Source organism: Shewanella oncorhynchi (genome assembly GCF_030848765.1).
GTDB lineage: Bacteria > Pseudomonadota > Gammaproteobacteria > Enterobacterales > Shewanellaceae > Shewanella > Shewanella oncorhynchi.
On record NZ_CP132914.1, the window covers coordinates 2,926,460 to 2,951,455 of the forward strand.

The 24,996-nt window shown below is 45.7% G+C and carries 19 protein-coding genes; 11 read left to right on the forward strand and 8 right to left on the reverse strand.

Annotated elements, in window-relative coordinates; genetic code table 11:
- Positions 1 to 2: 2 nt before the first annotated feature.
- A complete protein-coding gene (locus RA178_RS13215; protein ID WP_028760265.1) occupies positions 3 to 1,028 on the forward strand; it encodes a GGDEF domain-containing protein in 1,026 nt (341 codons plus the stop codon).
- A 105-nt stretch (positions 1,029 to 1,133) separates the two neighbouring features.
- Here RA178_RS13215 and RA178_RS13220 read toward each other — a convergent pair whose 3' ends face one another.
- The 3 genes from RA178_RS13220 to pdsO all read right to left on the reverse strand — a co-directional run bounded on the left by RA178_RS13220 (position 1,134) and on the right by pdsO (position 5,088).
- Positions 1,134 to 1,841 carry a class GN sortase gene (locus RA178_RS13220; protein WP_219233729.1) on the reverse strand — a complete coding sequence of 236 codons (708 nt, stop codon included), beginning with the start codon at positions 1,839 to 1,841 and terminating at the stop codon, positions 1,134 to 1,136.
- 10 nt (positions 1,842 to 1,851) lie between these two features.
- Positions 1,852 to 4,170 (reverse strand): marine proteobacterial sortase target protein, encoded by a 2,319-nt coding sequence (locus RA178_RS13225; protein WP_306682203.1) that lies wholly within the window; start codon positions 4,168 to 4,170, stop codon positions 1,852 to 1,854.
- An 87-nt stretch (positions 4,171 to 4,257) separates the two neighbouring features.
- Entirely contained in the window at positions 4,258 to 5,088 is an 831-nt protein-coding gene (pdsO, locus tag RA178_RS13230) for a sortase-associated OmpA-like protein PdsO (protein ID WP_263223194.1), read from the reverse strand.
- 258 nt (positions 5,089 to 5,346) lie between these two features.
- Here pdsO and pdsR point away from each other — a divergent pair, with 258 nt between their 5' ends.
- From pdsR to RA178_RS13245, 3 genes are all read left to right on the forward strand, one after another.
- Positions 5,347 to 6,039, forward strand: a complete 693-nt coding sequence (pdsR, locus tag RA178_RS13235; protein ID WP_006081337.1) for a proteobacterial dedicated sortase system response regulator — start codon at positions 5,347 to 5,349, stop codon at positions 6,037 to 6,039.
- Positions 6,040 to 6,132: 93 nt separating this feature from the next.
- Entirely contained in the window at positions 6,133 to 8,292 is a 2,160-nt protein-coding gene (pdsS, locus tag RA178_RS13240; RefSeq protein ID WP_028760269.1) for a proteobacterial dedicated sortase system histidine kinase, read from the forward strand.
- 230 nt (positions 8,293 to 8,522) lie between these two features.
- The gene (locus RA178_RS13245) at positions 8,523 to 9,722 is read left to right on the forward strand and encodes a cystathionine beta-lyase (protein ID WP_105252748.1); all 1,200 of its coding nucleotides are present in this window, start codon (positions 8,523 to 8,525) and stop codon (positions 9,720 to 9,722) included.
- Positions 9,723 to 9,878: 156 nt separating this feature from the next.
- Here RA178_RS13245 and RA178_RS13250 read toward each other — a convergent pair whose 3' ends face one another.
- Positions 9,879 to 10,367 (reverse strand): CreA family protein, encoded by a 489-nt coding sequence (locus RA178_RS13250; RefSeq protein WP_131525552.1) that lies wholly within the window; start codon positions 10,365 to 10,367, stop codon positions 9,879 to 9,881.
- A gap of 45 nt (positions 10,368 to 10,412) precedes the next feature.
- Positions 10,413 to 11,879 carry a molecular chaperone gene (gene yegD, locus RA178_RS13255; protein WP_306682209.1) on the reverse strand — a complete coding sequence of 489 codons (1,467 nt, stop codon included), beginning with the start codon at positions 11,877 to 11,879 and terminating at the stop codon, positions 10,413 to 10,415.
- A 376-nt stretch (positions 11,880 to 12,255) separates the two neighbouring features.
- Here yegD and ppk1 point away from each other — a divergent pair, with 376 nt between their 5' ends.
- The 6 genes from ppk1 to atcC all read left to right on the forward strand — a co-directional run bounded on the left by ppk1 (position 12,256) and on the right by atcC (position 18,918).
- A complete protein-coding gene (ppk1, locus tag RA178_RS13260; protein WP_028760273.1) occupies positions 12,256 to 14,427 on the forward strand; it encodes a polyphosphate kinase 1 in 2,172 nt (723 codons plus the stop codon).
- 42 nt (positions 14,428 to 14,469) lie between these two features.
- Positions 14,470 to 16,014: an exopolyphosphatase gene (ppx, locus tag RA178_RS13265; protein WP_306682210.1), complete on the forward strand. Its 1,545-nt coding sequence runs from the start codon at positions 14,470 to 14,472 to the stop codon at positions 16,012 to 16,014.
- A 402-nt stretch (positions 16,015 to 16,416) separates the two neighbouring features.
- Positions 16,417 to 16,701 (forward strand): cold adaptation protein ActJcold adaptation protein ActJ, encoded by a 285-nt coding sequence (gene atcJ, locus RA178_RS13270; protein ID WP_006081330.1) that lies wholly within the window; start codon positions 16,417 to 16,419, stop codon positions 16,699 to 16,701.
- Positions 16,702 to 16,724: 23 nt separating this feature from the next.
- Positions 16,725 to 17,252 (forward strand): cold adaptation protein AtcA, encoded by a 528-nt coding sequence (gene atcA, locus RA178_RS13275; RefSeq protein WP_115015148.1) that lies wholly within the window; start codon positions 16,725 to 16,727, stop codon positions 17,250 to 17,252.
- On the forward strand, positions 17,252 to 18,010 hold the full coding sequence (atcB, locus tag RA178_RS13280) for a cold adaptation protein AtcB (protein WP_006086363.1): 759 nt from the start codon (positions 17,252 to 17,254) through the stop codon (positions 18,008 to 18,010). Before atcA ends, atcB begins: the two co-directional genes overlap by 1 nt.
- 11 nt (positions 18,011 to 18,021) lie before the next feature.
- Positions 18,022 to 18,918, forward strand: coding sequence for a cold adaptation protein AtcC (gene atcC, locus RA178_RS13285; RefSeq protein WP_306682217.1), 897 nt, complete (start codon positions 18,022 to 18,024; stop codon positions 18,916 to 18,918).
- Between the two features lie 197 nt (positions 18,919 to 19,115).
- On the opposite strand, the gene RA178_RS13290 is transcribed toward atcC, so the two are convergent.
- The 3 genes from RA178_RS13290 to RA178_RS13300 form a co-directional block, all read right to left on the reverse strand.
- Positions 19,116 to 19,508, reverse strand: a complete 393-nt coding sequence (locus tag RA178_RS13290) for a DUF6678 family protein (protein ID WP_028760278.1) — start codon at positions 19,506 to 19,508, stop codon at positions 19,116 to 19,118.
- 510 nt (positions 19,509 to 20,018) lie between these two features.
- Complete coding sequence (gene ltrA / locus RA178_RS13295; protein WP_306682219.1) at positions 20,019 to 21,491, reverse strand: group II intron reverse transcriptase/maturase; 1,473 nt, start codon at positions 21,489 to 21,491, stop codon at positions 20,019 to 20,021.
- Positions 21,492 to 22,441: 950 nt separating this feature from the next.
- Complete coding sequence (locus RA178_RS13300; protein ID WP_168823978.1) at positions 22,442 to 23,758, reverse strand: hemolysin family protein; 1,317 nt, start codon at positions 23,756 to 23,758, stop codon at positions 22,442 to 22,444.
- A gap of 743 nt (positions 23,759 to 24,501) precedes the next feature.
- On the opposite strand from RA178_RS13300, the gene RA178_RS13305 reads away from it, so the two are divergent.
- Positions 24,502 to 24,744: a thioredoxin family protein gene (locus RA178_RS13305; protein WP_028760280.1), complete on the forward strand. Its 243-nt coding sequence runs from the start codon at positions 24,502 to 24,504 to the stop codon at positions 24,742 to 24,744.
- Positions 24,745 to 24,996 lie beyond the last annotated feature (252 nt).

Genomic DNA, 24,996 nt, shown 5'->3' on the forward strand with positions numbered 1-24,996 from the left:
ATATGTCGCTAGAGTTATTACAAGCCGCTGCACTGAACCTCAAAAAAGCAGTGCCTCTGATGCTCAAACATAAAATTCCGACCACCCCCGTTAACTATGCGCTTTGGTACACTTATGTTGGTGAACAAAATCCCGAATTAAATCAACAACTCGATACTGTTATTGCCCAATACAATACTTGCCCTCCTGTCAGTAGCGAAATCTTGTATCGCCAATATGTTGCCGACCCAGTTGAACTCGATGTCAGAGAAATGCGCCAAAATCTGGATGCTATGGTGACTGAGCTTTCCCAATCACTTAAAGATACCAATCTAGATGCCAATGACTTCCAGTCACGTATCGAAAGTAATTTTGAAAAGCTCAATCGCATCGAAGACGAAGGCTTTAGCGTCGAACAAGTACTCGATCTGGTCCGCAGCTTAGTGAAAGAGTCGGACAATATTCGCTCGAGCACAGAGTTCTTTACCGGTCAGCTGCAGAAGGCTCAAACCGAAATAGACGCACTAAAGAAAAAACTTGAACAAACAGAAAAAGACGTTCTCTACGATGCACTGACGGGCTGCTTTAATCGCCGCGCCTTTGACACTGATTTTGCAGGAATGATAGCCCAAGCCCCCTTAGGCACTTGTGTGATCTTGGCCGATATCGACCATTTTAAAGTGTTTAACGACACCTATGGCCACCAGCTCGGCGACCAGGTGTTACGCGCCGTGGCGAAACGACTACAGGAATCCTGCCGCGATGGCACGAAACTGTATCGTTTTGGCGGTGAAGAATTTGCGATTATTGTCCCTAAAAGTCAGCTACGTATCGCAAGGCAACTGGCCGAAGCTATGCGCCGTGGACTCGAAAAACTCAGTTTAAAAGACAGACGCAAAGACGAACGCATCAATAATATCAGTGCTTCCTTTGGCGTCGCCCAATGGCAAGAAAAACAAACGGGTATGCAATTGATTGAAGCGGCAGACAAATTACTTTATGAAGCCAAACGCTTAGGACGAAATCGTGTACTGCCTATCAGTAACTGATGGTTATAACTTAGCCTGAAGCCGATAATTCAGCTTCAGGCTAAGATGATTAACAAAGGAGCATTTTTTTCAAAGCTAAGTAAATGATTTAAATTAGATTTCAGATTAATGTTTGAAACTGCGAGAAACAGTTCCAATATTCCCTTGCACGCCACTCCCTATTGAAACGGATACATTCGTACCGTGTGTTTCCATCGACTCATTTTCGACGGGTATCGCCTGCACCACAAACCGCAGTTCAGCACCACCTTGAAGTGAATCGAAGGGATAACACGTAATTAACGTTAAGCGATTATCATCGGATGGCGCCATAAATTGAGTTTCGGTTTCATGTACGACCTGAGTCGCCACCACTTCATAAATAATGTGATTGCCTTTAAGCGTTTGTAACGATAATCGACGCCCCACCGCCATGCCATTAAGTATCGCAAAATGCGTGTCCCTGTGGCCGGCAATCACAGTATTGCCTTTTTGCCCCGCTGGCGCACTGGACAACACCAGACTCGGACCAAAGGCCAAATTGCGCCCAGAAGCCCCCGCAAGAACGTATAAACTGTCATTAAGCTCTGCTTCAATATTGTTGTTCGCCGCCACTTGCTCACGATGAATAGACAGCTTTGCCACGGGATAAGTATCCGCCCATGACCAAGGCTTATGAGATTGTCCATCGGCTAAGGTTTTAGTCCACGCCTGTTCAATCAAATACTGGGCAAAGTGTGCTTTAGCTTGCATATAGAGTCCCTTTCCTAACAATGTTGCGCCAATTAAAAATAATCCCACCACTAAAAATCGCTGTGTTCTGCTTTTGCTCATCGCGCTTAACTCATCGTTCACAGGTAAGTGCCACCAAGGCCGCCTTCTCTTCCCGTCTTTGTCGAAGAATCGATCCCGTAAGAATCAAAGCGAGTAGCAAGGTCAGCGCACCTAATAACATATCCAAACGGCTTGACGTCGCGGTTTGCGGCAAGGCGCCAAAAGGTTGCCAACCTAAGGGCAAGTGTTGACGAACCACGGCATCACGGCTCATTGCAGTTGAGTCAATTGGGGTTAAGTCCACCGCCACTAAGCTGGTATAGGCGCTGACTAAGTGATAATTCATTGATAAGGCCGTCACTTGCTGTTTGACCTTGTCATCATTCGCGCCATTTTTACTCAACTCCAATGCACCAATCTGTTTACGCGCCCACAGCAAATCTAAACCCGCACCTTGATGGGTCATCAATCCTGCGGAGTTGTCCTGCAGCGAGAGTGACTGTTGCCAGTTTTGATGCCCTTGCCGTCCTGAAATCACTAACTCCTGTGGCTCACGGGCGCTGCGCTTTAAACTCACGAGCACTGGCTCACCGCGGTACAGATCGGCAATCGGTGATGGCCAATAATCGGGCACACTGCCATCATCAAAACGCACTTGAATATCGGTTAACACCGGATATTGAATTTTGCTCAGTAAGGCGCTGATCTTCTCATCGACTTCATCCACTTTGCCAATATAGGTAAAAGTGCCACGACCGAGTTCAGCCGCCCTTTGCATAAAGTGAGAATTAGGCGCCGAACCTATACCGACAGTAAATAGTCGGCTTTCACCTATTTGATAACGGATCAAATCAAATAACGCTTGTTCATTGCCCACAGAGCCGTCGGTCATAAAGATCACTTGGCGCAAAGGCTGCGTTGCATCAAGCGATACACTGCCCAAGGATTTTGGCAAGGCAGCATCCAGTGCCAACGCCATTTCAGTGCCACCATCGGCCTGTAAACGGCTCACAAATTGACGGGCCCGTGACAAATTCGACGAGGTCGCCGGTAATGGCACTGCTGAGAACTGAGACAAACTGGAGTTAAATTCGATAATGTTAAAACTGTCCTCCGGCTTCAGTCCTTTTAACGCGTATAACAGTGCATTTTTAGCTTGAACGATAGAATCCCCCGCCATAGAGCCCGAAGTATCAATCACTAAAATTAATTCACGGGGCAAACTCGGCTGAGTACTCTTTTCAACCTTAGGAGGCAACACCATGACGAGACTGTAATTATCATCATTTACGCCGCTGGTTTTACTTGTCTCAAGTGTATCCTGAGACAGATTTTCGTCATCGAGCTTATGGGTTTTACCTTGCTGATTAAACACCCAAGCCATTGGGCTCGTGCCCTGCTGTACTCGCCATTGCAGTACAAAATCCCGATTAGCGGGCACACGTTGCGCCAGCGATACATCGACCGCACCGCTGTTGTCTTGCTTGAGTTTGATGTCATGGTAAGGACTCTCAATGGACGCTTTATCAACCCCCTTTGAGAGTAAAACTTGAATGTCTGCCTTCAGCACAGGATCGCGTCCACTGGCGCCGTCCCGCACTGGTGCCACAATCCGGTCAGCATCAAACACCTGCGAACTTGTCACTCGGCTTGATTGGCGCACCTGTGCCATAGGATCATGTGAGTCGCTAGCACTTGAATCCGATGTTAATCCCGGAATATAACGGGGCGCGACCACCAGCGGAAAACGTAAACTAAACAAACCATCTTCATATTTAATGGTCTCCTGATAGCTGATTTCTACAATCAGCTCCTCTTGAGGTGCTAGGTTTGCGACTTCGGTCGTAAACATATTAGGCCGCTCTTGGCTCACTAAGCTGGCACGTTTACCTTCAGCTTTCGCTTGCTCAAAAATCTGCTTGGCATCGGCCTTAGGATGAATTTGCCCTTCGATCACTCTCTGGCCTATATGTAATCGCAACGAATCCACCGCAGCCTCATTGGGCAGCGGGAACAAATATTGCCCATTCAACACAAATTCAGTGTTGTTGCGAAAAACCTGTTTCACGCTCACGCGATTACTTAAGCCAGAGACTTGCATCGACACTTGTGTATCGAGCGGCAAAGATGGCACCCAAGCACCGCTCGGCTGACGATAAAGCAACAGCCCCTGCGTAATATCATCGTAATTAATGATGTGTGACTCTGCCGTTCTGTGAGCACTATTTTGCCCGACCAATGCCGAAGCCATATTCTGCGGCGCAGATAATGTGCCGGTGCTATTCGGCGAAGCCAATGCCACAAAGGGCAAACCCCAACACACGGCTGCACTGATCAGCAATACCGCTACCGCTTCACTCACTTCTTTTACCCTTTTCCCTGTGATCATCACAAAGGCTTCCTCTATTAACAAATATGAACTGATGTTGGTTGTCGTTAATATGAACGACGTAAAATGGACAGCTTAAATTGACCGCTAGTCAGCAGCGTGCCTGGCCGTCAAGGCCAAATGAGGCTGTAGTGTTAATGTCACGCGGCGGTCGAACACATCCGATTCTCTGTCTTGGTCGGCTTGCAAAGGCGATAAAGCGCCAAAGGCTTGAGTGGTCATACGCTCGGCAGTGACGCCTTGCTTAATCAGGTAGCCACGCACCTCCAGTAGACGCTGCTCAGAAAGGGCTTGGTTGTAACTCTCATCACCACGGCGGTCGGCATAACCCTTCAGCTCAAGATTGAGTTCTGGTGACAAATTCATCACCTCAGCCACATCATCTAATTGGGGCAAAAAATGCGATTCAACCTCAGAGGAACCGGTACGAAACTGTACGCTAAGCCCCAAGGCGAGTTCACTGAGCAATTGACGTTGCGCTGACAGCAACTCATCCAGCTCTTGCTGCGCCTTGGTATATTCGCTCGCCCGTTTTTCGGCGGCTTGCTGTTTTACACTCCACTCGGATAACTGGGACTCTTGCAAATGGATCTGTCTTTGCTGAACGTGCAGTGTGTCTGTATCGCTGACCGATTTGCCAATTAAGGTGCCTGTGAACGCACCAATAATGGCCCCCACTGGACCACCGACTAACGCCCCTACTAAGGCTCCACCACCGAGGCCAATGAGGGCTTCCGGTTGTTCGTCCTCGCTTGCGTATTCATCATCCATCGCTATACCGCTTGCATAGGCATCATTTTCTAGGGTGAGGTCTTGTCCTATCACTTTATTTTGCAGTGAAACCCGCGCCGACACACTGGCTACAGGTGCGCTTAATAAACTCAAAACCAATAGATTAATTAGTGTCTTTTTCATCATCTCATTCCTTTTTGATTATTAGCTGAGCTTGGACTCGTACCTGAAGCAATCCACTCAACACCACATCAGGTCAAACGGGTACAAAACTGAATGGGGCTATTAAACACAAGTGGAATGGCATGAGCAGGGATGGAAAATGGCAATACAACTATCAATTGTGGCAACAAAATGGCAATTGCATTTGTGGCCTTTTTTCTCGGGTAAAATCCTGTATAGTCACGAAAACTTACTCCCCCAAGTCAATAGGAATACGGCTCTATGAAGCGTATAGCCATAGTGGAAGATGAAGCGGCCATTCGCGAAAATTACAAGGACGTGCTGCAACAACACGGTTACAGCGTGCAAACCTACGCCGACAGACCATCGGCCATGCTAGCCTTTAATACCCGTTTACCAGATTTAGCCATTATCGACATCGGCTTAGGTAATGAAATTGATGGCGGCTTTATGCTATGTCAGTCATTGCGCGCCATGTCGAGCACGCTGCCGATCATCTTTTTAACCGCCCGTGACAGTGACTTTGATACTGTGTGTGGCCTGCGTTTAGGCGCCGATGATTACTTGAGTAAAGAAGTGAGTTTTCCCCATTTAACCGCACGCTTAGCCGCATTGTTTCGACGATCTGAACTTGCGGCCAGCCAAACGGCGCAGGAAAACCTGCTCGAACGTGGCCCACTGACCATTGATGCCAACCGCATGCAAGTCTATTGGAACCAGTTACCAATCGAGCTTACTGTGACCGAATTTTGGATGGTGCATGCGTTAGCCAAACATCCAGGCCATGTACGCAGTCGCCATGAATTAATGCAAGAGGCTAAAATCTTTGTCGATGACAGCACTATCACCTCCCATGTGAAACGCATTCGCAAAAAGTTTATCGCTACCGCGCCAGAGTTTGATTGTATTGATACTGTCTATGGTATGGGTTATCGCTGGGATAGCTTGGCCTGATCTATGGCTTAACCAACCTTTAAGCGCGCGGCGTTGAACCAGATAACCTTGGATGAATGAACTTTTAAACCCATTAATGCTGATCCCTAACTTATGACACGTTTCCCCTTTGGTCTACGCACTAAAGTCATCGGCCTTAGCCTGTTCTTGCTCTGCCTACCTTGGCTGGGGTATCAATATGTGTGGGAAATGGAAAAGTATCTTCGCCACGGCCAAGAACGCACCTTAGAAGGCACCACTCAAGCACTGGCCACCGCGCTGCACGAGCGGCCGAAATTGTTCGATGGGCAAGCGAGTTTTTTAAAGCAAGTAGAAAAAAGCCGCGATCTATACGCCTATCCACTGGCGGGGGCGATTTTGCTCGACGGCAAACTCAACGAATGGCAGGAATATCAGCACAGATTTATCCAATACGGTGAGGCGCACCAAATTATGCGTGCCGATCCGAACGCTCCCCTGACCTTAAGCTTTACCCACATGGTCGGCCAATACGATGGTTATCTGTATGCTTTTTTTCAAGTCATTGATCCAACCGTGGTACTGCGGGGTAAAAATGCCCTAAGTGTCGATAGAAACGATCATCTCTCGATTGCAACACTCGCGCCCGACAATAAATTCAAACGCTATATCGTTGCCACGACTCAACCCGGCTGGATCAGCGCCTTCGAATTACCCGCTAATCCTAAGCAAACTGTGCCTGTTACACCTGAGGTACGTATCCAAGGACAATGGGCGACGACAGATGTGGGCTACAATGTCGAGCTGCGTATTCCCTTAGACATGGTCGGCAGCAAACTCGGATTTGCCATTGCCGATGTCAACGACAGCAAATACCGTGATGTCGCTGCAGTTGTCGGCACCTCGGCCTTAGATACGGTCGACAATCTCGGCACTGTGCTGGTACCATCACCGGAAATTGAAAGTATTATCAAAGGCATGAGCCACTATAGCTCACGTATTTGGGTAGTCGATAAACACGGTCGCGTACTGGCAAAATCCGGCGACATTCGCGCTAATGACAGTGTATGGACCCGCACCTTAGAAGATGAAAAGAGTACCGCGCTGTGGGATACCTTCAAGCGTGATTATCTGCATCCGCTGTACTATAAAATTCTCACTAAACCGCCCAAAGACTTTATTGATTCCTTACAAGATTCCACCGAGCTTGACGGCAGTCATATCCAAAAAGCCCTCGCGGGTCAGCAAAGTTCGACTTGGCGGTTAACCCCAGACAACAAAGCTGTGGTACTCGCCGCCGCGAGCCCCATTTGGATTGATAACAATGTGATGGGTGCCGTCGTCGCCGAAGAAACCACCCACGGAATTCGAACTCTACGTAACCGAGCGCTGGAAAAACTCTTTAACGTGATTTTGACCATAATGAGTATGGGCACCTTGGCGCTGTTCTTCTTCGCCTCGAGTATTTCTAACCGCATCCGTAAATTGCGCGATGAAGCCGAAAACGCCATCGATAGCCAAGGCCGTGTCCGTAATCACCTCAAACCGTCGAAGGCTCGGGATGAAATTGGCGATCTGTCCCGTAGCTTCTCTAGCATTGTGGGGCGACTGGGTCAGTACACTCACTATCTAGAAAACATGTCGTCGCGCCTGTCCCATGAGTTGCGCACGCCCGTGGCTGTGGTGCGTTCATCCCTTGAGCATTTAAACCTGCAGACCTTAGATAAAGACACGCAAAAATATGTCGACCGCGCCCAAGAAGGTGTCAGCCGCTTAAGCATGATTTTAAACAACATGAGCGAGGCAACACGCTTAGAACAGAGTTTAACGCAGGCCGATATCACTAAGTTCCCACTCTCCCAAGTGGTCAGCGGTTGTATGCAAGGTTATCAAATGACCTATCCAGAACAAGGCTTTAGTGTGAAAGTGCCCGAACAACCACTGATGATGCAAGGTGTGCCAGAATATATCGCCCAGTTAATGGACAAACTTATCGCCAACGCCATTGAGTTTTGCCATAAAGACAGTGCTATCGAAGTCACGCTCACACAAGTGGGTAAGCAAGCGACTCTGCTTATCAGTAACTTAGGGCCTGAACTGCCCATTGATATGTCGGAGCAGATTTTCGATTCCATGGTGTCGGTACGGATAAATCAAGCCCAAGATAAACCCCACCTAGGCTTAGGTCTGTATATCGCGCGATTGGTCGCCGAGTTCCACCAAGGACAAATCCTTGCCCGTAATCGCAGCGAACATAATGGTGTGGATATCCTTGTTACCTTACCTTTAAATTAAGAACATACGGCCTTTAAGTTAAGCGTGTTACAGCTTTTAAGCCCTGCGTAATAATCTCAACAGCTAAAATACAGGAGGCCAATAACATGAGCCAAACTCATCACGCGCCTCCTGTCATTTATGCGTGCAGATGCTAAGATGACCGCCATAACAATCGATTAGAAATCGCCAATTATTCTCCCAAATTGTTCAACCTCTTCGTTCAACCTAAATGCCAAGGTAATGATCCAATGACAGATAAACATCATCAAGCCACCCAAATCGTCAGCTTAGGTCGAGACAAAAAATGGACCAAAGGCGTGATCAATCCGCCCGTCTTTCGCGCTTCGACTATCGTATTCGAAACCATGGATGAAATGCGCCACGCCGCGAAAAATAAAACCAATGGCGAGATGTTTTATGGCCGCCGTGGCACCCCAACCCATTTTGCCTTTCAGGCCGCGATTGCCGAACTAGAAGGCGGCGTCGGTACGGCGCTGTACCCTTCTGGCGCTGCGGCGATCAGTGCGGCGCTACTGTCATTTTTAAAAACGGGCGATCACCTGTTAATGGTTGATAGCGTGTATGAGCCAACGCGGGATCTGTGCACCCATATTCTCGGCGGTTTTGGTATCGAAACCACTTACTACGATCCGCTAATTGGCGCAGGCATTCGCGACCTCATTCGCCCCAATACTAAGGTACTGTTTTTAGAGTCTCCGGGCTCCATCACCATGGAAGTGCAAGATGTACCGACCTTGTGCCGCATCGCCCACGAACATGGGCTGATCACTATGCTGGACAATACTTGGGCCTCGCCCATCAATAGCAAACCCTTTGAAATGGGTGTAGATATCTCAATTCAAGCGGCGACCAAATATATCGTCGGTCACTCGGATGTGATGATAGGCACGGCCACGGCCAACGAAAAATACTGGCCACAATTACGTGAACACAGTTATTTGATGGGACAAACCACATCGCCAGACGATGTGTACCTTGCTGCCCGCGGCCTACGTACCTTAGGCGTGCGTATGGCGCAACATGAAAAAAATGCACTGCAAGTGGCCAACTGGTTGAAAACCCGGCCAGAAGTCGATCATCTGCGTCACCCCGCATTCGAGACATGCCCTGGGCACGAATTCTTTAAACGCGACTTTAGTGCCTCCAACGGCTTGTTTTCCTTTATCTTAAAACAGGGCGATGCCGATGCCGTCACCGCACTGGTTGAAAATATGAGTCACTTTAAGATGGGCTTTTCTTGGGGCGGCTACGAGAGTTTAATCCTCGGCATTTTCGGTATTGAAAAAATCCGCTCAGCAACTCAATGGGATGCGAGCAAACCTTTGATCCGTTTACATATTGGTTTAGAAGATCCCGCTGATTTAATCGCCGATCTCAGTGCTGGGTTTGAACGCTTTAACGCAGTATTGGCGGCCAAAGCTAAGTAACGATATTTAATGTGCTAAGTGCTAGCAGAATATAAAAAAGGGGCTGAATAAATATTCCGCCCCTTCTCTTATCGATACTGACACAAATACGAATTTTTATTGCAATATCATTATGCTTATAGCAAATAAACCGCTAAATCATAAACTCTACGGTGATTAATTCGCTTTCGTTCCAATACTTAATGCAGGATCGACCCAAGCCGCAGAGCCATAAAGCGGCACTGTTGAGAGCGCATGTTTATGGCTACCATTGGTCTCTTTCGTCGAATAGGACAAATACAACAGAGTCTGATTTTGCGCATCGTAAATTCTACGCACTTTTAATGACTTAAATAAAATACTCAGGGATTCGGTGAAAATCACTTCGCCGTGTTTTCCCATGTCTATCTTCGCCAGATCGGCCGCAGTAATTGGCCCAGTTTGACGGCAACTGATCCCCATATCGGATGGATCGGCAAAGTCTAAATTGGCTTCGATACGACTGATATGGCAAGTCACCCCAGGTATTTTAGGATCGTTTTTAGCATCAATAATCACATCTTTAGTGGTAAAAAGCCCTAAGCTCACCTTACCCACATCGTCACCACAACCCGCAAGCAATAAACCTACAGAGGCCGCAAACGCACACTTCAACAGAGTTTTCATTCATACATCCTTTTACATTAGTGCTTATATGTTAGCGCTTATATATTAATGCTTAGCGAATAATTTTTGTGCCCAGCGGGTTAATCCGGCTGTCACAGAGCCAAAGTGATCGCCGACCACGACCGGAATATCGGGATAAATACCAGCGATTTTCGCATAAATCGCAGGGCTTCGTGCCGTACCCCCCGTCACGTAAATCACATCGGGTTTGCACTCTGCTTCAGCGGATAAATCCTCAGTTGCTGAGCGGTTTACCGCGACATTTGTTGCAGCCAAAGTTTTTGCAGCTTGCGCGAGCGCTTGGTGCATCAGGGCTTCCACTTTCGTCAGCGACGGCTCAATGGCATTTTCAAACAAGTCACGACTCACACCCGCGTGCAGCGCCGCTTCGATAAAATCCAGATTAACATCAGTATTATCGGTATCTGACAGCGCAATTTTCGCACGCTCGGCTTGGCGAACCAGTTGATAGCTTAACTGCTGCTGTTGCACCTTTAACAATCGCTTCAGTAACTGTGGCTGCTCGGCTTCTTTAACCAATTCATCAATCAATTTACGGCTACTTAAGGTACTGAATTCTCGCTGGGCGCTAATATCATTCACTGCGACCGCATTCCAAAAGGTTTTACTGGGCATAGGTTTGCCATTGATCATCAAGGAACCTAAACCAAAATGCGGCATAAAGGCATTCATTGCAAGGGCGATATCGAGATCGTTACCGCCGATCCGCTGGCCGCTGTGACCGAGGAAATCTTCACTGCGATCCGCTTTTTGTTTATGGGCGGGTCCCATTTTTACCACAGAGCAGTCCGTTGTACCGCCGCCTACGTCGACGACCAATACCGTTTTGTTGTCGGTCAAGGTCGCTTCATAATCCATCCCCGCCGCTAACGGCTCGAACAGAAAATCAACGTCGATGAAACCCGCGCGTTTTGCCGCTAAGGTCAAAATGGCTTCGGCCTGACGGTTACTCTCTTCTCCGCCTATGCCTTGAAAGTTCACCGGACGACCAATAATCGCATGGGTGATCATCGCAGTGCTACCCTGATTAACAAGGTCCTTTTCAACTAACACAGATTCGGCGCGCACTTTAATGTGCTGCATCATCAAGGTAACAATATCTTCAAACAGGGCCACTTGTTCGGGTCTAAGCCCTGTCGCGCCTAAAAAGGATTTTGGCGAACGGACATAGAATCCCTCCTCCGGCATTTCTAAATACGCGCTCACCGCCTGCTCGCCAACAAATACAGCCTGAACATCGGCATCGAGATCTAACTCATGGCGCACCATACGGGCACGGCTCAATTGCGCGGCGCGCTTTTTGGCGTAATCGGCTTTTAATTCAGTGGGAAGACCACGATAAACCGCCTCGGCGATCAGTTCCCTGTCCATCGCGTATAAGGTCGAAGGCAAATAAGCTGATTGCCCTGATAACGCCAATAACTGCACACCATCATCCAGCATGATCCCTACGGCGCAGTTAGCACTACCATAATCAAATCCAACAAACATACCTTTTACTCCCGCGATAAAAAAGCCGAGCAAGATAACATAGTTTGCGATAATGCCCAAGGAGTTAACACTGACGGATTTATCCTCCAGTAAGCCGCGCTTGCACAGTTTCTCAAGACTTAAATCGCAGTGACGCGAACAGAGTTTAAGCTCAATCCAAGATGATCATCATAAGGTCATATTTCTGTCACACTCGTCATCAAGTTGACATATTTCCCTCGTATCTTTATCCCAGATAAATCCCTGACTGATTTTGGCGTGTACGCAATATTTATCATTGAAATTCCTTCACTTGTCGGCAGTAAATCTGATTGCACAACGGCGGATGAATGCTATTGTATATTGCGCCATGACGCTTGCTTAAAGGAGCTGTGCAGTGTCCCCGAATACCGATAAACTTTCGATTGATAAAGAACTCTCTTGGTTGTCTTTTAATGAGCGGGTATTGCAAGAAGCCTGCGATCACAATGTTCCCTTAGTGGAGCGAGTCCGCTTTTTAGGGATATTTTCCAATAACATGGATGAGTTTTTTAGGGTGCGTGTGGCTGCGGTCAGACGCTCCATTTTGCTGTCATCCCTGCAGGAAGGTCGCAGTAATAGCCGCCATTTAATGGCCAAGATCCAATCGAAAGTGATGGCATTGCAAGAAAGGTTCGATGGCATATACACGGATTTAATGCGCGAACTTGTACGTCGTAATATTTTGTTAATCAATGAGAAACAATTAAGCGAGTTCCACAGCGACTGGCTGAAAAAGCATTTTAGAGACCATTTCAAACGCCATATCGCGCCGCTTATGGTCAATAATAATCGCGATCTGATCAAGCAAATCAACGACGACGCCACCTATTTGTGTGTTTGTTTGTTCACTAAGGCGCGCCGCCAATACGCCTTAGTCGAAGTACCGACTAAAAATGTACCGCGATTTATCGAACTCCCAGCTGAAAAGAGTAAAGCGAAAAAATATCTGATTTTATTAGATAATATTATTCGCCACTGCGTAGATGAACTCTTTGGTCCCTTCTTCGAGTACGATGCTATCGAAGTGTATTCGATGAAGTTAACCCGCGATGCCGATTTTGATATCACTGACGAGCTTGAACAAACCCAGCTTGAGAAAATGACCAAGGGATTGAAAAAACGTCTTACCGCCGAGCCTGTACGCTTAGTGTACGACAAAGAAATGCCTGAACACATGTTGGTGATGCTCAAAGAAAACCTGAACATCAGCTCGACCGAATGTTTGATCCCAGGCGGGCGTTACCACAGCTTTAAAGACTTTATCGCCTTCCCCAACCCGAGCCGCGACTACCTCGAAAACGAAAAACTACCGGCGCTCAATAGTGCAGGTTTCGGCCGCAGTGCCAACAGTTTCGATGCGATTCGGATGGGCGATATCATGCTCAATTATCCGTACCATAAGTTTTCCCACTTTACCGAAATGGTGCGCCAAGCGGCCTACGATCCGGCGGTGCGCTTTATTCGAATTAACTTATATCGAGTCGCGAAAAAATCCCATGTGATGCAATCGCTTATCGATGCAGTGAAAAATGGCAAACAAGTCACCGCCGTCATTGAACTCAGGGCCAGATTCGATGAGCAATCCAACATCGAATGGACCCGCATCTTGGCCGAAGCGGGCGTCAAAGTTCACCACGGTATCACCAGTTTAAAAGTGCATTCCAAGTTGTGCTTGATTGGCCGCGAAGAACAAGGGGAAATCAAACTCTATTGTCACGTTGGCTCAGGCAACTTTAACGAAGGCACGGCGCGGGTTTACACCGACTTGTCACTGTTCACCGCCAATCAAGAGATTGCCCGTGAAGTGGAACAAGTGTTTGACTTGATTGAACATCCGTATCGCCGCGATAACTTCCAGCATTTAATCGTGTCGCCCTACGATGCCAGACAAAAACTGAGTCACTTAATTGATAATGAAATCGTTAATGCCCAAAGCCATATGAAGGCGGCAATTACCTTAAAATTAAATAACTTACTCGATGAATCCTTAGTCCAAAAACTCTATGAGGCTTCAGCCGCTGGGGTCAAAATCAAGTTACTTATTCGCGGCATGTGTTCGCTTATCCCGCAAATTCCAGGGATCAGCGACAACATCGAAGTCTATAGTATCGTCGACCGATTCCTCGAACACTCACGAGTGATGCTGTTCCATGCGGGTGGAGAGAACAAACTCTTTATCTGCTCCGCCGACTGGATGAGTCGCAACATAGATAATCGCGTTGAAGTGAGTGTGCCGATTTATGATCTGCGCCTAAAACAGATGATAATGGATATTTTATCCTTACAGTTCAATGACAACACTAAAGCACGTGTCATCAACAAGGAACAAAGTAATCCTTATCGGAATCGCGGTAACAAACGAAAAGTGCGTTCTCAAATTGCCATTTATCAATATCTGATTAATTATGAGAAGCGCCAACTGCAAGAATTTAATGCCTTACGTATGTCCACCCATGAGGGTGACGCTGAGCGAGAAGTGAAAACTCAGCCTGACATAACACCTGAGTTACGGGCCAAAGCCAGCTAATCGCTGGCTTTATATCGCTTTGATTGCCTAAGGATAATCCGATTGGTAACCACATATTCGCACACACAGTCACACGCTACGCCCAGCAATGTACTCGCAAACTCTAAATCGCGCCACTTTGTCGCCATCGATATGGGGTCGAACAGTTTTCATCTGGTCATTGCCCGCGAGCAAGATGGCAGTTTGCAGATTTTACATAAAGAAAAACAACAGGTTCAGCTCGCCACTGGGCTCAATGCGCAAAATATTCTCGACAATGACGCCATAGAACGTGGGCTCAATTGCCTACGGGATTTTAACCAACGATTTTCCAATCTCGACCAAGCGCAAGTGCGATTAGTCGCCACCCACACTCTGAGAATCGCCAAAAATCGCGATCAGTTTATCGAGGCTGCGCTCGCCATCATGCCCTATCCGGTGGAGGTCATTTCGGGCCATGAAGAAGCGCGTTTGATTTATAACGGTATTGCCCAAAGCCAAGTGCTAGGGAAAAGTAATTTAGTCATCGATATCGGTGGCGGTTCTACCGAAGTGGTGATCGGCCAGAAAAATACCCCAACTCAGTTATCTAGCCTGCGCTGCGGTTGTGTGAGTTTTAATGAGCGTTTCTTTATTGATGGGCTCATCACCCCAGCCTCATTTCGCGATGCCCAAAGTGCGGCCGATAAGCAGTTCGCGTCGCTCTCAAAGGAATATTTCGCGGGTGGCTGGGAACTCACCTTAGGTAGCTCAGGCACAGTAAAAGCCATCTGCGAAGCAATTCAAGAAGAGCACGGCGATGAAACCATCACGCTACCACGACTCAAACAGCTCAAAATCAAGTTGATCAAATGTGGCCATATTAGCCAAATCCAATTTGCCAACGTCGATGATAAACGCATTCCCTTAGTGCCCGCCGGACTTGCCATTTTGATCAGCTTTTTTAGGCGCTTACCAATTCAAAAACTTGAGTTTAGCCCAGGCGCACTGCGTGAAGGCGTACTCTATGAACTGGCAAAGATTGGTCAATATCAGGATATTCGCCACCGCACCGTCGACAGTATTGCCCAGCTTTATCATATCGATATGGCCCACGCGACTAAGGTACGCGACACTGCCATGGCCTTGTTTGAACAGGTCGCCGATGAATGGCAATTAAGGCCCCATGCGCGCTTGCTCGCCTATAGCGCGACTTTACATGAAATCGGATTACACATTAATTCAAAATCCCTGCACAAACACGGCGGTTACATTATCAGTAACAGTGACTTACCTGGGTTTAGCGAAGCATTACAGCTGGATTTAGCGCGGCTTATCACCAATCACAGAAAGAAGCCTAACGAATTAATGCTGGCTGAACTCGATCCCAACCATAAGCTCACACTCAATCGCCTGCTCTGCTTGCTTAGGCTCGCTGTCTTGCTCAATCTTGGCCGTATCGCTAAGACGCTGACCTTAGATCATATTAAAGTGATCCCCGATGGACTCATGCTAGTACTACCAAGCCATAAGCGGAAAATCAGCTTGTTTATGAAAGATTTACAGCGAGAACAAAAACAAATGCTCACCCTTGGAATGAACCTGCGTTTAGTGTCTAGTCTGACTTAGCGGTTACGGCGTTAGCTCAGCCTAACGTGGCCGAGGCGAGTGTGGGTTAGCTCTGTGTGAATGCGTTTAGCGAGGATTCGGCACTGTTCGGCGCTAAAATATTGCCCTTAATCGAGGGCCATTATCTCGCCTAAAACAAGGTTAAGTTAGCTGTCAATCTGGCTAGGTAACCGGATTTCAACAGCATAGCGGTAGACTTAATCTATGCGCCACAACAGATTAAAGTTTAAAGGATTTTTAACCCTTCACTAAAGCACAAATTCCTGCTCGCGCGTTTGCCGCTGAGTGGGAATTTCTGCTATCATCCACGGCTGACTAATCATAATTCCACGAATTTAAAGATAATCAGAGTCAAACCCTTTTTATCTCGCGATATCAGCCCCATCGCCTGCAGGTACAAGTATGATTAACCACTTTAGTGTGCTTGGTATAAAACCCAGTGCCAAAGAAGACGACATTAAAAAAGCCTATCGACGGCTGTCAAACAAATATCATCCCGACAAGTTGTTAGGCGCCTCGGAAGAGGAAAAGCAGCAAGCCGCCGTACAACTTGAACGCGTTAAAAATGCTTATGATGTGTTGTCCGATCCTAAGCGACGAAATGCGTTTATCAAAGATTTCAATAACGTCATAGTGACCGATCCCGCTAGTGCCATGCGCGAGCTGTGGGATCAATTTTATCCTTGAGCGTTTTCTAGAGTAAGTGCCAAATGGTCAAAAAACTGAATATCTCACGCATTAATGAGCTAAAAAATAATGCCTACGACAATATCGAGTCCTACGACGATCCCGATACACCTAAAGCGCTAGAGCAATTTACTAGCCAAATCAAAAAGGTGTTAGAAGCCGATCCTAAGATGCTCGATACTGTGCCTGAGTACCTGCCTGTCGCGCTTTACGGTCGAATTAAGTTTCCCGCCGAAGCCAAACTCAAGTGGGCACATTGGATAAACACGGCAACTCAACCCGAGTGGGATGAGTTTAAAGTCACGATTGGCTTTAACAATGCTGATTTACCTTTAGTGTTAGCCGTGCGTGGTTACTCGGAAACCTTACTGATTGAAAGCTGCGCCGTGCTGTATTTACTTGAAACTCAAGGTAAAGCAACGCCAGCAGCAAAACATCACGACGATGAAGATGATGACAACGATTATGTTGGCACCTCAGATAACGACGATGATGATGAAGGCGAAGAGGAAGATGGCTACTACGATCACTACGATGATGAGGACCGCTAATGAACACTAGTCTCATTGAGATTACCGTCGCCGAAATTAAAGAGTTGGCGGACGTAGAGCCAAAACAAGCGAGCAAACGCTTTGAAATCATTGCAAATACCATGAGCGACGAGCAATTAGTCGAAGTTATCGAACACATGGATATCGTCACGCTGACGCAAATCAACAGTCACCATGATATCTCTTGCCCTTCGATCATGTCTGAACTCATGACCCCGGAACAAATTCGCGACATCGTCTGTCAGCAACCTTTGTACTGGGAAGAAAAAATCAAAAACAATGCCGAAGAACTTATTCAGCATACCTTTGATTTTTTGACCTATTTAATTCGCATTCAAGATAGCGAAGAAAAGCAAACTGCGATTCTAGAATGTATCGCCGAAGATCCTGCGGGCCTCTTCTACCTGTCGATCCCTTTCATCGAAATGATGTTAGGCGAAAAACATGAAGATGAAGACGGCTACACAGATCTCTATGATGACGAAGAAGACACTGAAACCATCGGCTACGACAGCCGCGTTGCCAGTGAAGATGCACACAGCCTCAGCATAGACGACCCACGCAGCCTAATGGCCTTGATCCACGAGCTCGCGCCCGATGTTGAAAAAGCCATTAAGAGTCTGCTGCGTAACGAAAGCTCAGGTTGGGAAATGATCATCAGCAAGTTTGTCAACGAGCTGGTTATTCAAGCCAAAGAGAAAAACCAAGTGACGGATGAATACGCTGAAGTCGATGATATGTTTAGCTTTTTGGATTAAGGAATTATTTGATGCAACTGGTACTGCGTGATGTAGATCAAGGACCCTACCTGAGCAAGGTATTGATCCAAGGCCAAGCAGACGAAACGCTGAGCGGTGAACAGCTGTCACAAATCAAATCCAAAGCCATTTTGATGAGCCTCAAACTGGCCGATAAGTTTTACAACAAGTACAAAATGCACCTGCTCGAACAAGCGGCGCACGATGTCATTGGTGTGGTGAGTCTTGGTTTGATGGAGTTATCAAACCAGAATCCGCAGCAGGCGATACGCCTGTTGATCACCGCCGATGGCGTAGTCAAATGCTTTCAAAAAGGCTGGAGCATGCTCAGCACCGTCAGCAAGCACAAACTCGTCAACGGCAAGTCACTGTACGGCGATGTCGACAAGTTCTTGCTTGAACAAGTGTCTAGCCCGCCCGATGCGGAAGAATGGTTAGGCTATGAAGCCTATCAAGATGCCCTGCTTGAGCATCAACGCCAACAGTCAATTGCAGCCCTATTGGCACAGTTTTACGCGCAATCGAGCTATGATCCGCTAGATTTTCTCAATCTAGAGAGTGTATTAGCCGAAGCGGTACTGTATCGATTGTTGTTTGATGGCGCCAAAGTCAGACAGGATTTGAAAAAGCGTATCGGCAAAATCACCTTAAAAGAGGAGTGGTTTACCCGTGAGCGTATCGAATTGGAAACCCAGAAAGCGTTAGCAGAATTACCCGCAGAACTCGCTGAAACCATCAGTAAAGATCTCGGTAAAAACTTTGCCCCCGCCCTACTGCGTACCCTGCACTTTGCGAAAAGCTACCGCGAACTCTTACTCAGCGACGCTTCACCCGAACGCTTAGAAAGATTCGAACACAAAGAAGGTCTCGTCGGTCTCCTTGGCTGGCCACTCTACATAGTACTTTGATCGCTACTTTAATCGGTACTGTGATCAGTAGGTTAACGAGTGCTTGAGTCGCTTAAAAATGAGTGCTTTATTGAAAAATAAAGCACTTTTTTATTGTCTTATTTCTCTATCTCCAATCCCAACAATCAGTATTTAGGTCTCGATTTTGAGTGGTTTTAGCTTGAAAATAAGTAACTTACAGAGATATAACTCTTCAGTTAGATAAATTCTGGAGATTCATCCCTCCTCAGATAACCCCAAATCCGAAACATACCATTTTCTATCGAATAAGGAATTGAATATTGGGCTAATTGTGCGCTTACAACATCAGAAAAGTCCGTCACTCGATCCGCCACTAATCTGCCTAGCCATTCTCTTTTGAATGGATCAACTTCTAACCACTCAATGGTTTCTGCTATTTCAAGTAACTCGTGCCACCACACAGCAGTAAAACCTGCATTAGGGTTTTCATCATAAATCAATTTGTATCGCACATAGGGAATAAAGTCTTCAGATCCATTTAATGCCTTTTCAAGCTCGCACCACTTTGTTTTATTCATTACAGACGAAAGCTGATGCTCGTTTACATACTTCAAAACTTCAGAATTCATTTTTTAGTGTCTCAAGCGACTAAGTGAAAAACTAAATGATATAGCTTTAATAGATATATATTGCCAATAAAAACTAATTAAAATGACAGATAAAATGATGGGCAATAAATTAGGCCATCCATTTTAAACCGTGGAGCGCTTATTGGTTTGACCTACTCATATAAGCTTGCCATCGTATTTGCTCGTCGACAGGGTGAATAGAAGCCTAGGGATTCTAAGTTTATGAATGAGAGCCATGGACAGCGAACTGGCAGTTAAACAAGAATGTTGTTCAAGTCCATCCTAGAATGCCCGACCGCCCCATCCATGGGGCGGACGGTCGTATCGCAAATCACCACGGCTCACCTTTCGAGCATTCGCGTAACCTGTAGGTTTAAAAGGCATACGCAACATACTTTTGTCGGATAGACGGCATCTGTTACCAAGTGCCGCCCTCCTAAGAACCGTACGTGCAACTTTCACTGCATACGGCTCAAGCCTCCACTAAGGCGTGTTCTGTTACCCAGCACCCTACATAGCAGCTAAGACAGGATCGAACCAAGAGTTTCGACCTTCCTTTGCCTGTTTCCGCTTACTTAAGTAAGCTTCGTATTCGGGGTCGTAAGGTATGGCTGCGCTCCTGATTTTCACATGTCTCTTTATCAGCGTTTGAGCTATCTGAACCAGATTAAAATGGCAGTCCATGTTGGCGATTTTCTGCCAACCGTGAAATTGCCATCCTCCTATGCGATTCATATAGTATTTACGCCTCACCCAGTCCTTACTTTTAGTTGGATGACGCCTAACGGCCCAACGCCATAACAACCAGAAAAGTTGATGCCCTACATAACCGAAAACTTGCTTTGCAACACTGTGGCGATAATAGTTCGCCCATCCTCTCAGTTTCGGATTCAATATTTTGATTAAATCGTTAACGGGGATTGTTGGATGTTTTCTGATGAATTCACGTAGATTACTCAAAAATGATAGAACGTTGCTCTTGCTCGGCTTAATGAGCAGTTTGCCGTTGTACTTCCTGATATTGAATCCCAGAAAGTCAAACCCATCATCGATATGAGTTATGTGCGTTTTCTCATCAGAGAGTGTTAAGCCTCTTTCCTGTAGAAAACCAATTAGTTGCGGCTTGATTTCATTAACGAGCACTTCCTTCGAAGAACCTGTGATAACAAAATCGTCTGCATATCCGATAAAGTTGACCCTATTACCTGTTTTACAGGCAATAGACTTAACCAATTGTTCTAACCCAGCCAGCGTGAGCAACATCAGCGTTGGGGAGATTATCCCGCCTTGCGGTGTTCCTTCTGCTGTTTTGTAGAACAATCCTTTATCAACATAACCACATCCAAGCCATTGTTTCAGCATTCGCTTATCTAATTGAATGTTGTCGATGAACCATTGATGACCTATCTTATCGAAACAAGCTTTGATGTCACCCTCAAGAACCCATTGGCTAGAGCGCTTCATACATAAACATTTGAAGCACTGTGCAATTGCATCTGCTGCGCTTCGGTTAGGTCGAAAGCCATAGCTATTGAGGTCGGCCAACGTTTCCGAAATAGGCTCCAAGGCGAGAAGATGAAGCGCTTGCTGCGCTCTATCTATCATGCAGGGTATGCCTAAAGGTCTGAGTTTGCCGTTTTTCTTGGGGATGTAGATACGCCTGAGCGGTTTGGCATGATAGCCTTTCCGGCTCAGTTGATTCACCGCAGTCATACAACGAGCATCACTATTCCAAATAATGCCGTCGATCCCTGGTGTTTTGCTGCCTTTATTTTGAGAAACTCTTTTAACAGCAAGCAATTTTGCTGATGTAGAGTGGGTTAATATCCACTGCAATGCTTTCGCCTTGCTGTGTTTACCTTCTCGGGTTGCTTTTGCAATGCGCATTTGAAGCTTTAATACATGTTGCTTAACCGCCTTCCAGTTAATGGATTGCCATTGAGCATTGTCAGGAGGTGCACTAACTTCGTTTGAAGCCATCATTTGCGTTTCTCCTTGAATAAAGTTCTTCAAATCATCTTGCAACGGGAGACCAGCTAGAAGTCAGCTCGCTTTCGCGCCTGATAAAATCAGTATCCGCATCATTACAATGCGGCATTCGCTTTTTCTAGCCTCCTTTACCTGCATGACTATCGGCAGTCTTCGCAGACCGCTTTCCCAAGGGGAGCAATACAGGCTTACCCTGTTCCGTATGTCGCGCAACGTCAGGTTAGATGCCCACTATAGTGCGGAGAGTTATTTGATCACGAAAGAGCACTGTCCAATCTCTTTCCAACTCTCGTGCCTTTTGGCCACAGCGTATTAACCACTTCCGCTGTTTCACGTATAACGCACCTTATATGGATTCACTTACGTTCATCATACTGACACCCTAGCACTTACCCGATTGTGGTTATCAGGAAGAACGTCCTCTCACAATTCTGTTCCCATTCGGCATAAAGCCAAATATCGTTACATTGTCAGACTCGCTGCTTTATTCAGAGTCTTAGGGTCATCTGGTGATACAGATGGTTCACTCTTATCGCGGTGAACAGCGCTTCATACGACCTCAGGTCGCACGGACAAAACCTTGTTAGATAATTCACTCTGCTTAGTCAGATTCGGATTAGCTATTCTATTAGTAACGTCTCTGTTGACTGTAAACTAATCAACTCTCGATATTACTAGTCGGAATAGGCATAACAGGGACATAAATCAATTCTATAAAGATTTGATTCATCTCAAGGGAAAAAAGCGCCCCAGAATAGCTGCAAACGGGGCATTGGGGATAGCGTGAATCAGTCTGATGTAGAGTGATTCACGGGCACGATTTTTAGTTAAACAACCATGAGGAAATCTATGGCTAATGCTCGACTCACCGAGCAGATTTAGTTGGTCGCTCTTTAGACGTGTTTTTTGCACTAAAGCTGACAACTACTATGCTTTTGAATTTATCAATCAACAAATATAGATTCTTCTGAAGAATCAGCATCAGGTAACATTTGAGCAAGGACTTTATCTACCCTTTTACCGTCCATATCCATAATTTCGAGTCGCCAACCTGCAACTTCAACAATATCTGTGGTTTGAGGTATTTTCCCTAATTCATACATTAAAAATCCATTTAGCGTTTGATAACGCCCATCCTCTTCATTTGGCAATTGCTTTATACCTAAAGCGTCTTTTAGGTCAAAAATAGGGATTAGACCATCTAGTAATAATGAGCCATCTTCCCTTTTTATCACCATCTGATCATTCACATCTTCCTGAAAAAACTCACCAGTCAGTGCATCCATCATATCTTGAAGCGTTACCAGCCCTTTCAAATCACCATATTCATCAACAACAAACACCATCTGCGAGCCTGTAGTACGAAAATGCTCAAGTAGCTCCATTCCAGATAAGCTGTTGGGTACAAAGTTACAATTCTTAACGAGATCCACCAATTCTAAACGTTCACCCGCGATAGACTGTGAAAGGAGTTGTTTAGCTGAAATAATACCCACCATATCATCAACATTGTTACGACAAACAGGAAATCGTGAGTGAGGAGACTGCATAACAGTTCGCAGATTTGCATCAAGAGGCAGGTTTAAGTCGAGAAATACAATATCAGACCGTGGCACCATCAAAGAAGAAATAGTACGTTCATCTAATCGAAAAACGTTTTTAACCATCGCATGTTCATTGTGCTCAATCACCCCTGCAGATGAGCCTTCCTGCAACATTGCCTGAATATCTTCCTGAGTCACATTGTCGTCAAGTCTATGCGAAAATCCCATTAGACGCATAAGAGCATGAGTTGAACCGGATAACATCCATACAAATGGTTTGGTTGCTATTGCTAGAAATACCATTGGTTTAGCCATTAGACAGGCAATACTTTCCGCACTGACTTGACCAATTCGCTTGGGAACTAACTCACCAATGACAATTGACACATAAGTGACAATGATAACCACTAGAACGGTTGAAAAGATGTTGGTTAAATCTGGACTTAGACCAAAAGTCTGAAGCCAAAGTGACAAAGGTTCGGCGAGGATGGATTCACCAAATATTCCGTTTAAGATCCCTATTGATGTTATGCCTATCTGCACAGTTGACAAGAATTGCGTTGGATCTTCTGCCAGTTTGAGTGCTGCTTTAGCAGTGCTGCTACCGCCATGAGCAAGGGCAGTTAGCCGTGACTTGCGAGCAGTCACAATGGCGATTTCCGACATAGCAAATAAGCCATTTAACACAATCAAACCAATAAGAATAAAAATTTCCATAGTCGTGGCTCTGGGTTCCGCTTTAAGTTGAACAAGAAAAAATGAATAGACAATTGATACTGAAACTCAATGAGCTCAGCTAAATATCGAAAGATAGCTTAGATACAACTCATGAAATAATCTTCTTAAAAAACAAAAGAATATAACGAAAGGACCTTTCCCAGAACGGGCTTGGGGTATGATTTGAAATTCTCAGAACAAACCATCTACTACCTGCTATCAACTTTTTGATTAGCCGTGTATTTGATTGTGTAGATACTTGTCTTAACTCATTGAAATAAATGGAAAGACAATGCTTATTGATAATGGCTGCAACAAATGAAGTTACAGCGTATCGTCGGTGAGGGTCCATAATCCTACATAAAAAAGTGATTGTAATTCGCATATTAAACGAAAAGAGAGAGTTGTAAAGTATTAGTAATTAACATAATTAGTACGAATACTTAAGCTCTGATATTAAAAAATTATAGCTTAAGTGTATGAGTAGTGAAGACTACTTAGGTCATCAGTTGTATGGAGCACTTACGTTTTTACCTTACTTAAGCACACTAAGGTTAACAAAAATTTAAGAAAAACACCTAAATTTTAATGAAGCTCTAGTTGATTAGAATAAAACCAAAAGGCATAGTGCGCACATAGATTTTAACCGTTATCACATTGAAGTGAATTTTTGCAAAGTGTCCTTATCCTATCTCCAATAACTGTGGCACTGAGTGAATGATCCATTTTGTGAGAGTGTAAAAATGCTATACATAAAAATTTTGGGCAATGGATGCACAAAATGCACAAGTACAGCAGCGTTAATCACTACTATCGCGACTAATCGTGGCATCAGTATTAACTTGATTATGGAGTCAAATCCAGAAGTGATGATGGACTATAGAGTGGTGAGCTCACCAGCGGTTGTTATTAACGAAAGATTAATGCATTGGGGCTCTACTCCCCAACCATACATGGTTGAATCATGGCTAAACATTTTGCGCTGAATTGTTGCATTATCACTGCTCAATAAATCAACAGATTACTTTCTTGTTTTACCGTCACCTCAGATCCCAATTAACGTTCTATACATATAGAAAAAAAGAAAAATCACACGTTATTTGTTGATTTGTTGATTTGTTGATTTATTGATTTGTTGATTTGTTGCCTTATTTTTCCAAAATAGCTGTAAGCACAACAATACTCATTAACAAAAGCAGGTCAAATATTCAAGCTTGATACGACGAGTCTACTGGTTT

Excerpts from the sequence above, each read along its gene's own strand:
- atcC (WP_306682217.1), top strand. The coding sequence starts at position 18,022 with ATGCAACTGGTACTGCGTGATGTAGATCAAGGACCCTACCTGAGCAAG.
- RA178_RS13225 (WP_306682203.1), bottom strand. The coding sequence starts at position 4,170 with ATGATCACAGGGAAAAGGGTAAAAGAAGTGAGTGAAGCGGTAGCGGTA.
- atcA (WP_115015148.1), top strand. The coding sequence starts at position 16,725 with ATGGTCAAAAAACTGAATATCTCACGCATTAATGAGCTAAAAAATAAT.
- RA178_RS13250 (WP_131525552.1), bottom strand. The coding sequence starts at position 10,367 with ATGAAAACTCTGTTGAAGTGTGCGTTTGCGGCCTCTGTAGGTTTATTG.
- RA178_RS13220 (WP_219233729.1), bottom strand. The coding sequence starts at position 1,841 with ATGAGCAAAAGCAGAACACAGCGATTTTTAGTGGTGGGATTATTTTTA.
- ltrA (WP_306682219.1), bottom strand. The coding sequence starts at position 21,491 with ATGATGGCTTCAAACGAAGTTAGTGCACCTCCTGACAATGCTCAATGG.
- atcJ (WP_006081330.1), top strand. The coding sequence starts at position 16,417 with ATGATTAACCACTTTAGTGTGCTTGGTATAAAACCCAGTGCCAAAGAA.
- RA178_RS13245 (WP_105252748.1), top strand. The coding sequence starts at position 8,523 with ATGACAGATAAACATCATCAAGCCACCCAAATCGTCAGCTTAGGTCGA.
- yegD (WP_306682209.1), bottom strand. The coding sequence starts at position 11,879 with ATGTTTGTTGGATTTGATTATGGTAGTGCTAACTGCGCCGTAGGGATC.
- RA178_RS13290 (WP_028760278.1), bottom strand. The coding sequence starts at position 19,508 with ATGAATTCTGAAGTTTTGAAGTATGTAAACGAGCATCAGCTTTCGTCT.
- pdsR (WP_006081337.1), top strand. The coding sequence starts at position 5,347 with ATGAAGCGTATAGCCATAGTGGAAGATGAAGCGGCCATTCGCGAAAAT.
- atcB (WP_006086363.1), top strand. The coding sequence starts at position 17,252 with ATGAACACTAGTCTCATTGAGATTACCGTCGCCGAAATTAAAGAGTTG.
- RA178_RS13305 (WP_028760280.1), top strand. The coding sequence starts at position 24,502 with ATGCTATACATAAAAATTTTGGGCAATGGATGCACAAAATGCACAAGT.
- RA178_RS13300 (WP_168823978.1), bottom strand. The coding sequence starts at position 23,758 with ATGGAAATTTTTATTCTTATTGGTTTGATTGTGTTAAATGGCTTATTT.
- pdsO (WP_263223194.1), bottom strand. The coding sequence starts at position 5,088 with ATGATGAAAAAGACACTAATTAATCTATTGGTTTTGAGTTTATTAAGC.
- pdsS (WP_028760269.1), top strand. The coding sequence starts at position 6,133 with ATGACACGTTTCCCCTTTGGTCTACGCACTAAAGTCATCGGCCTTAGC.
- RA178_RS13215 (WP_028760265.1), top strand. The coding sequence starts at position 3 with ATGTCGCTAGAGTTATTACAAGCCGCTGCACTGAACCTCAAAAAAGCA.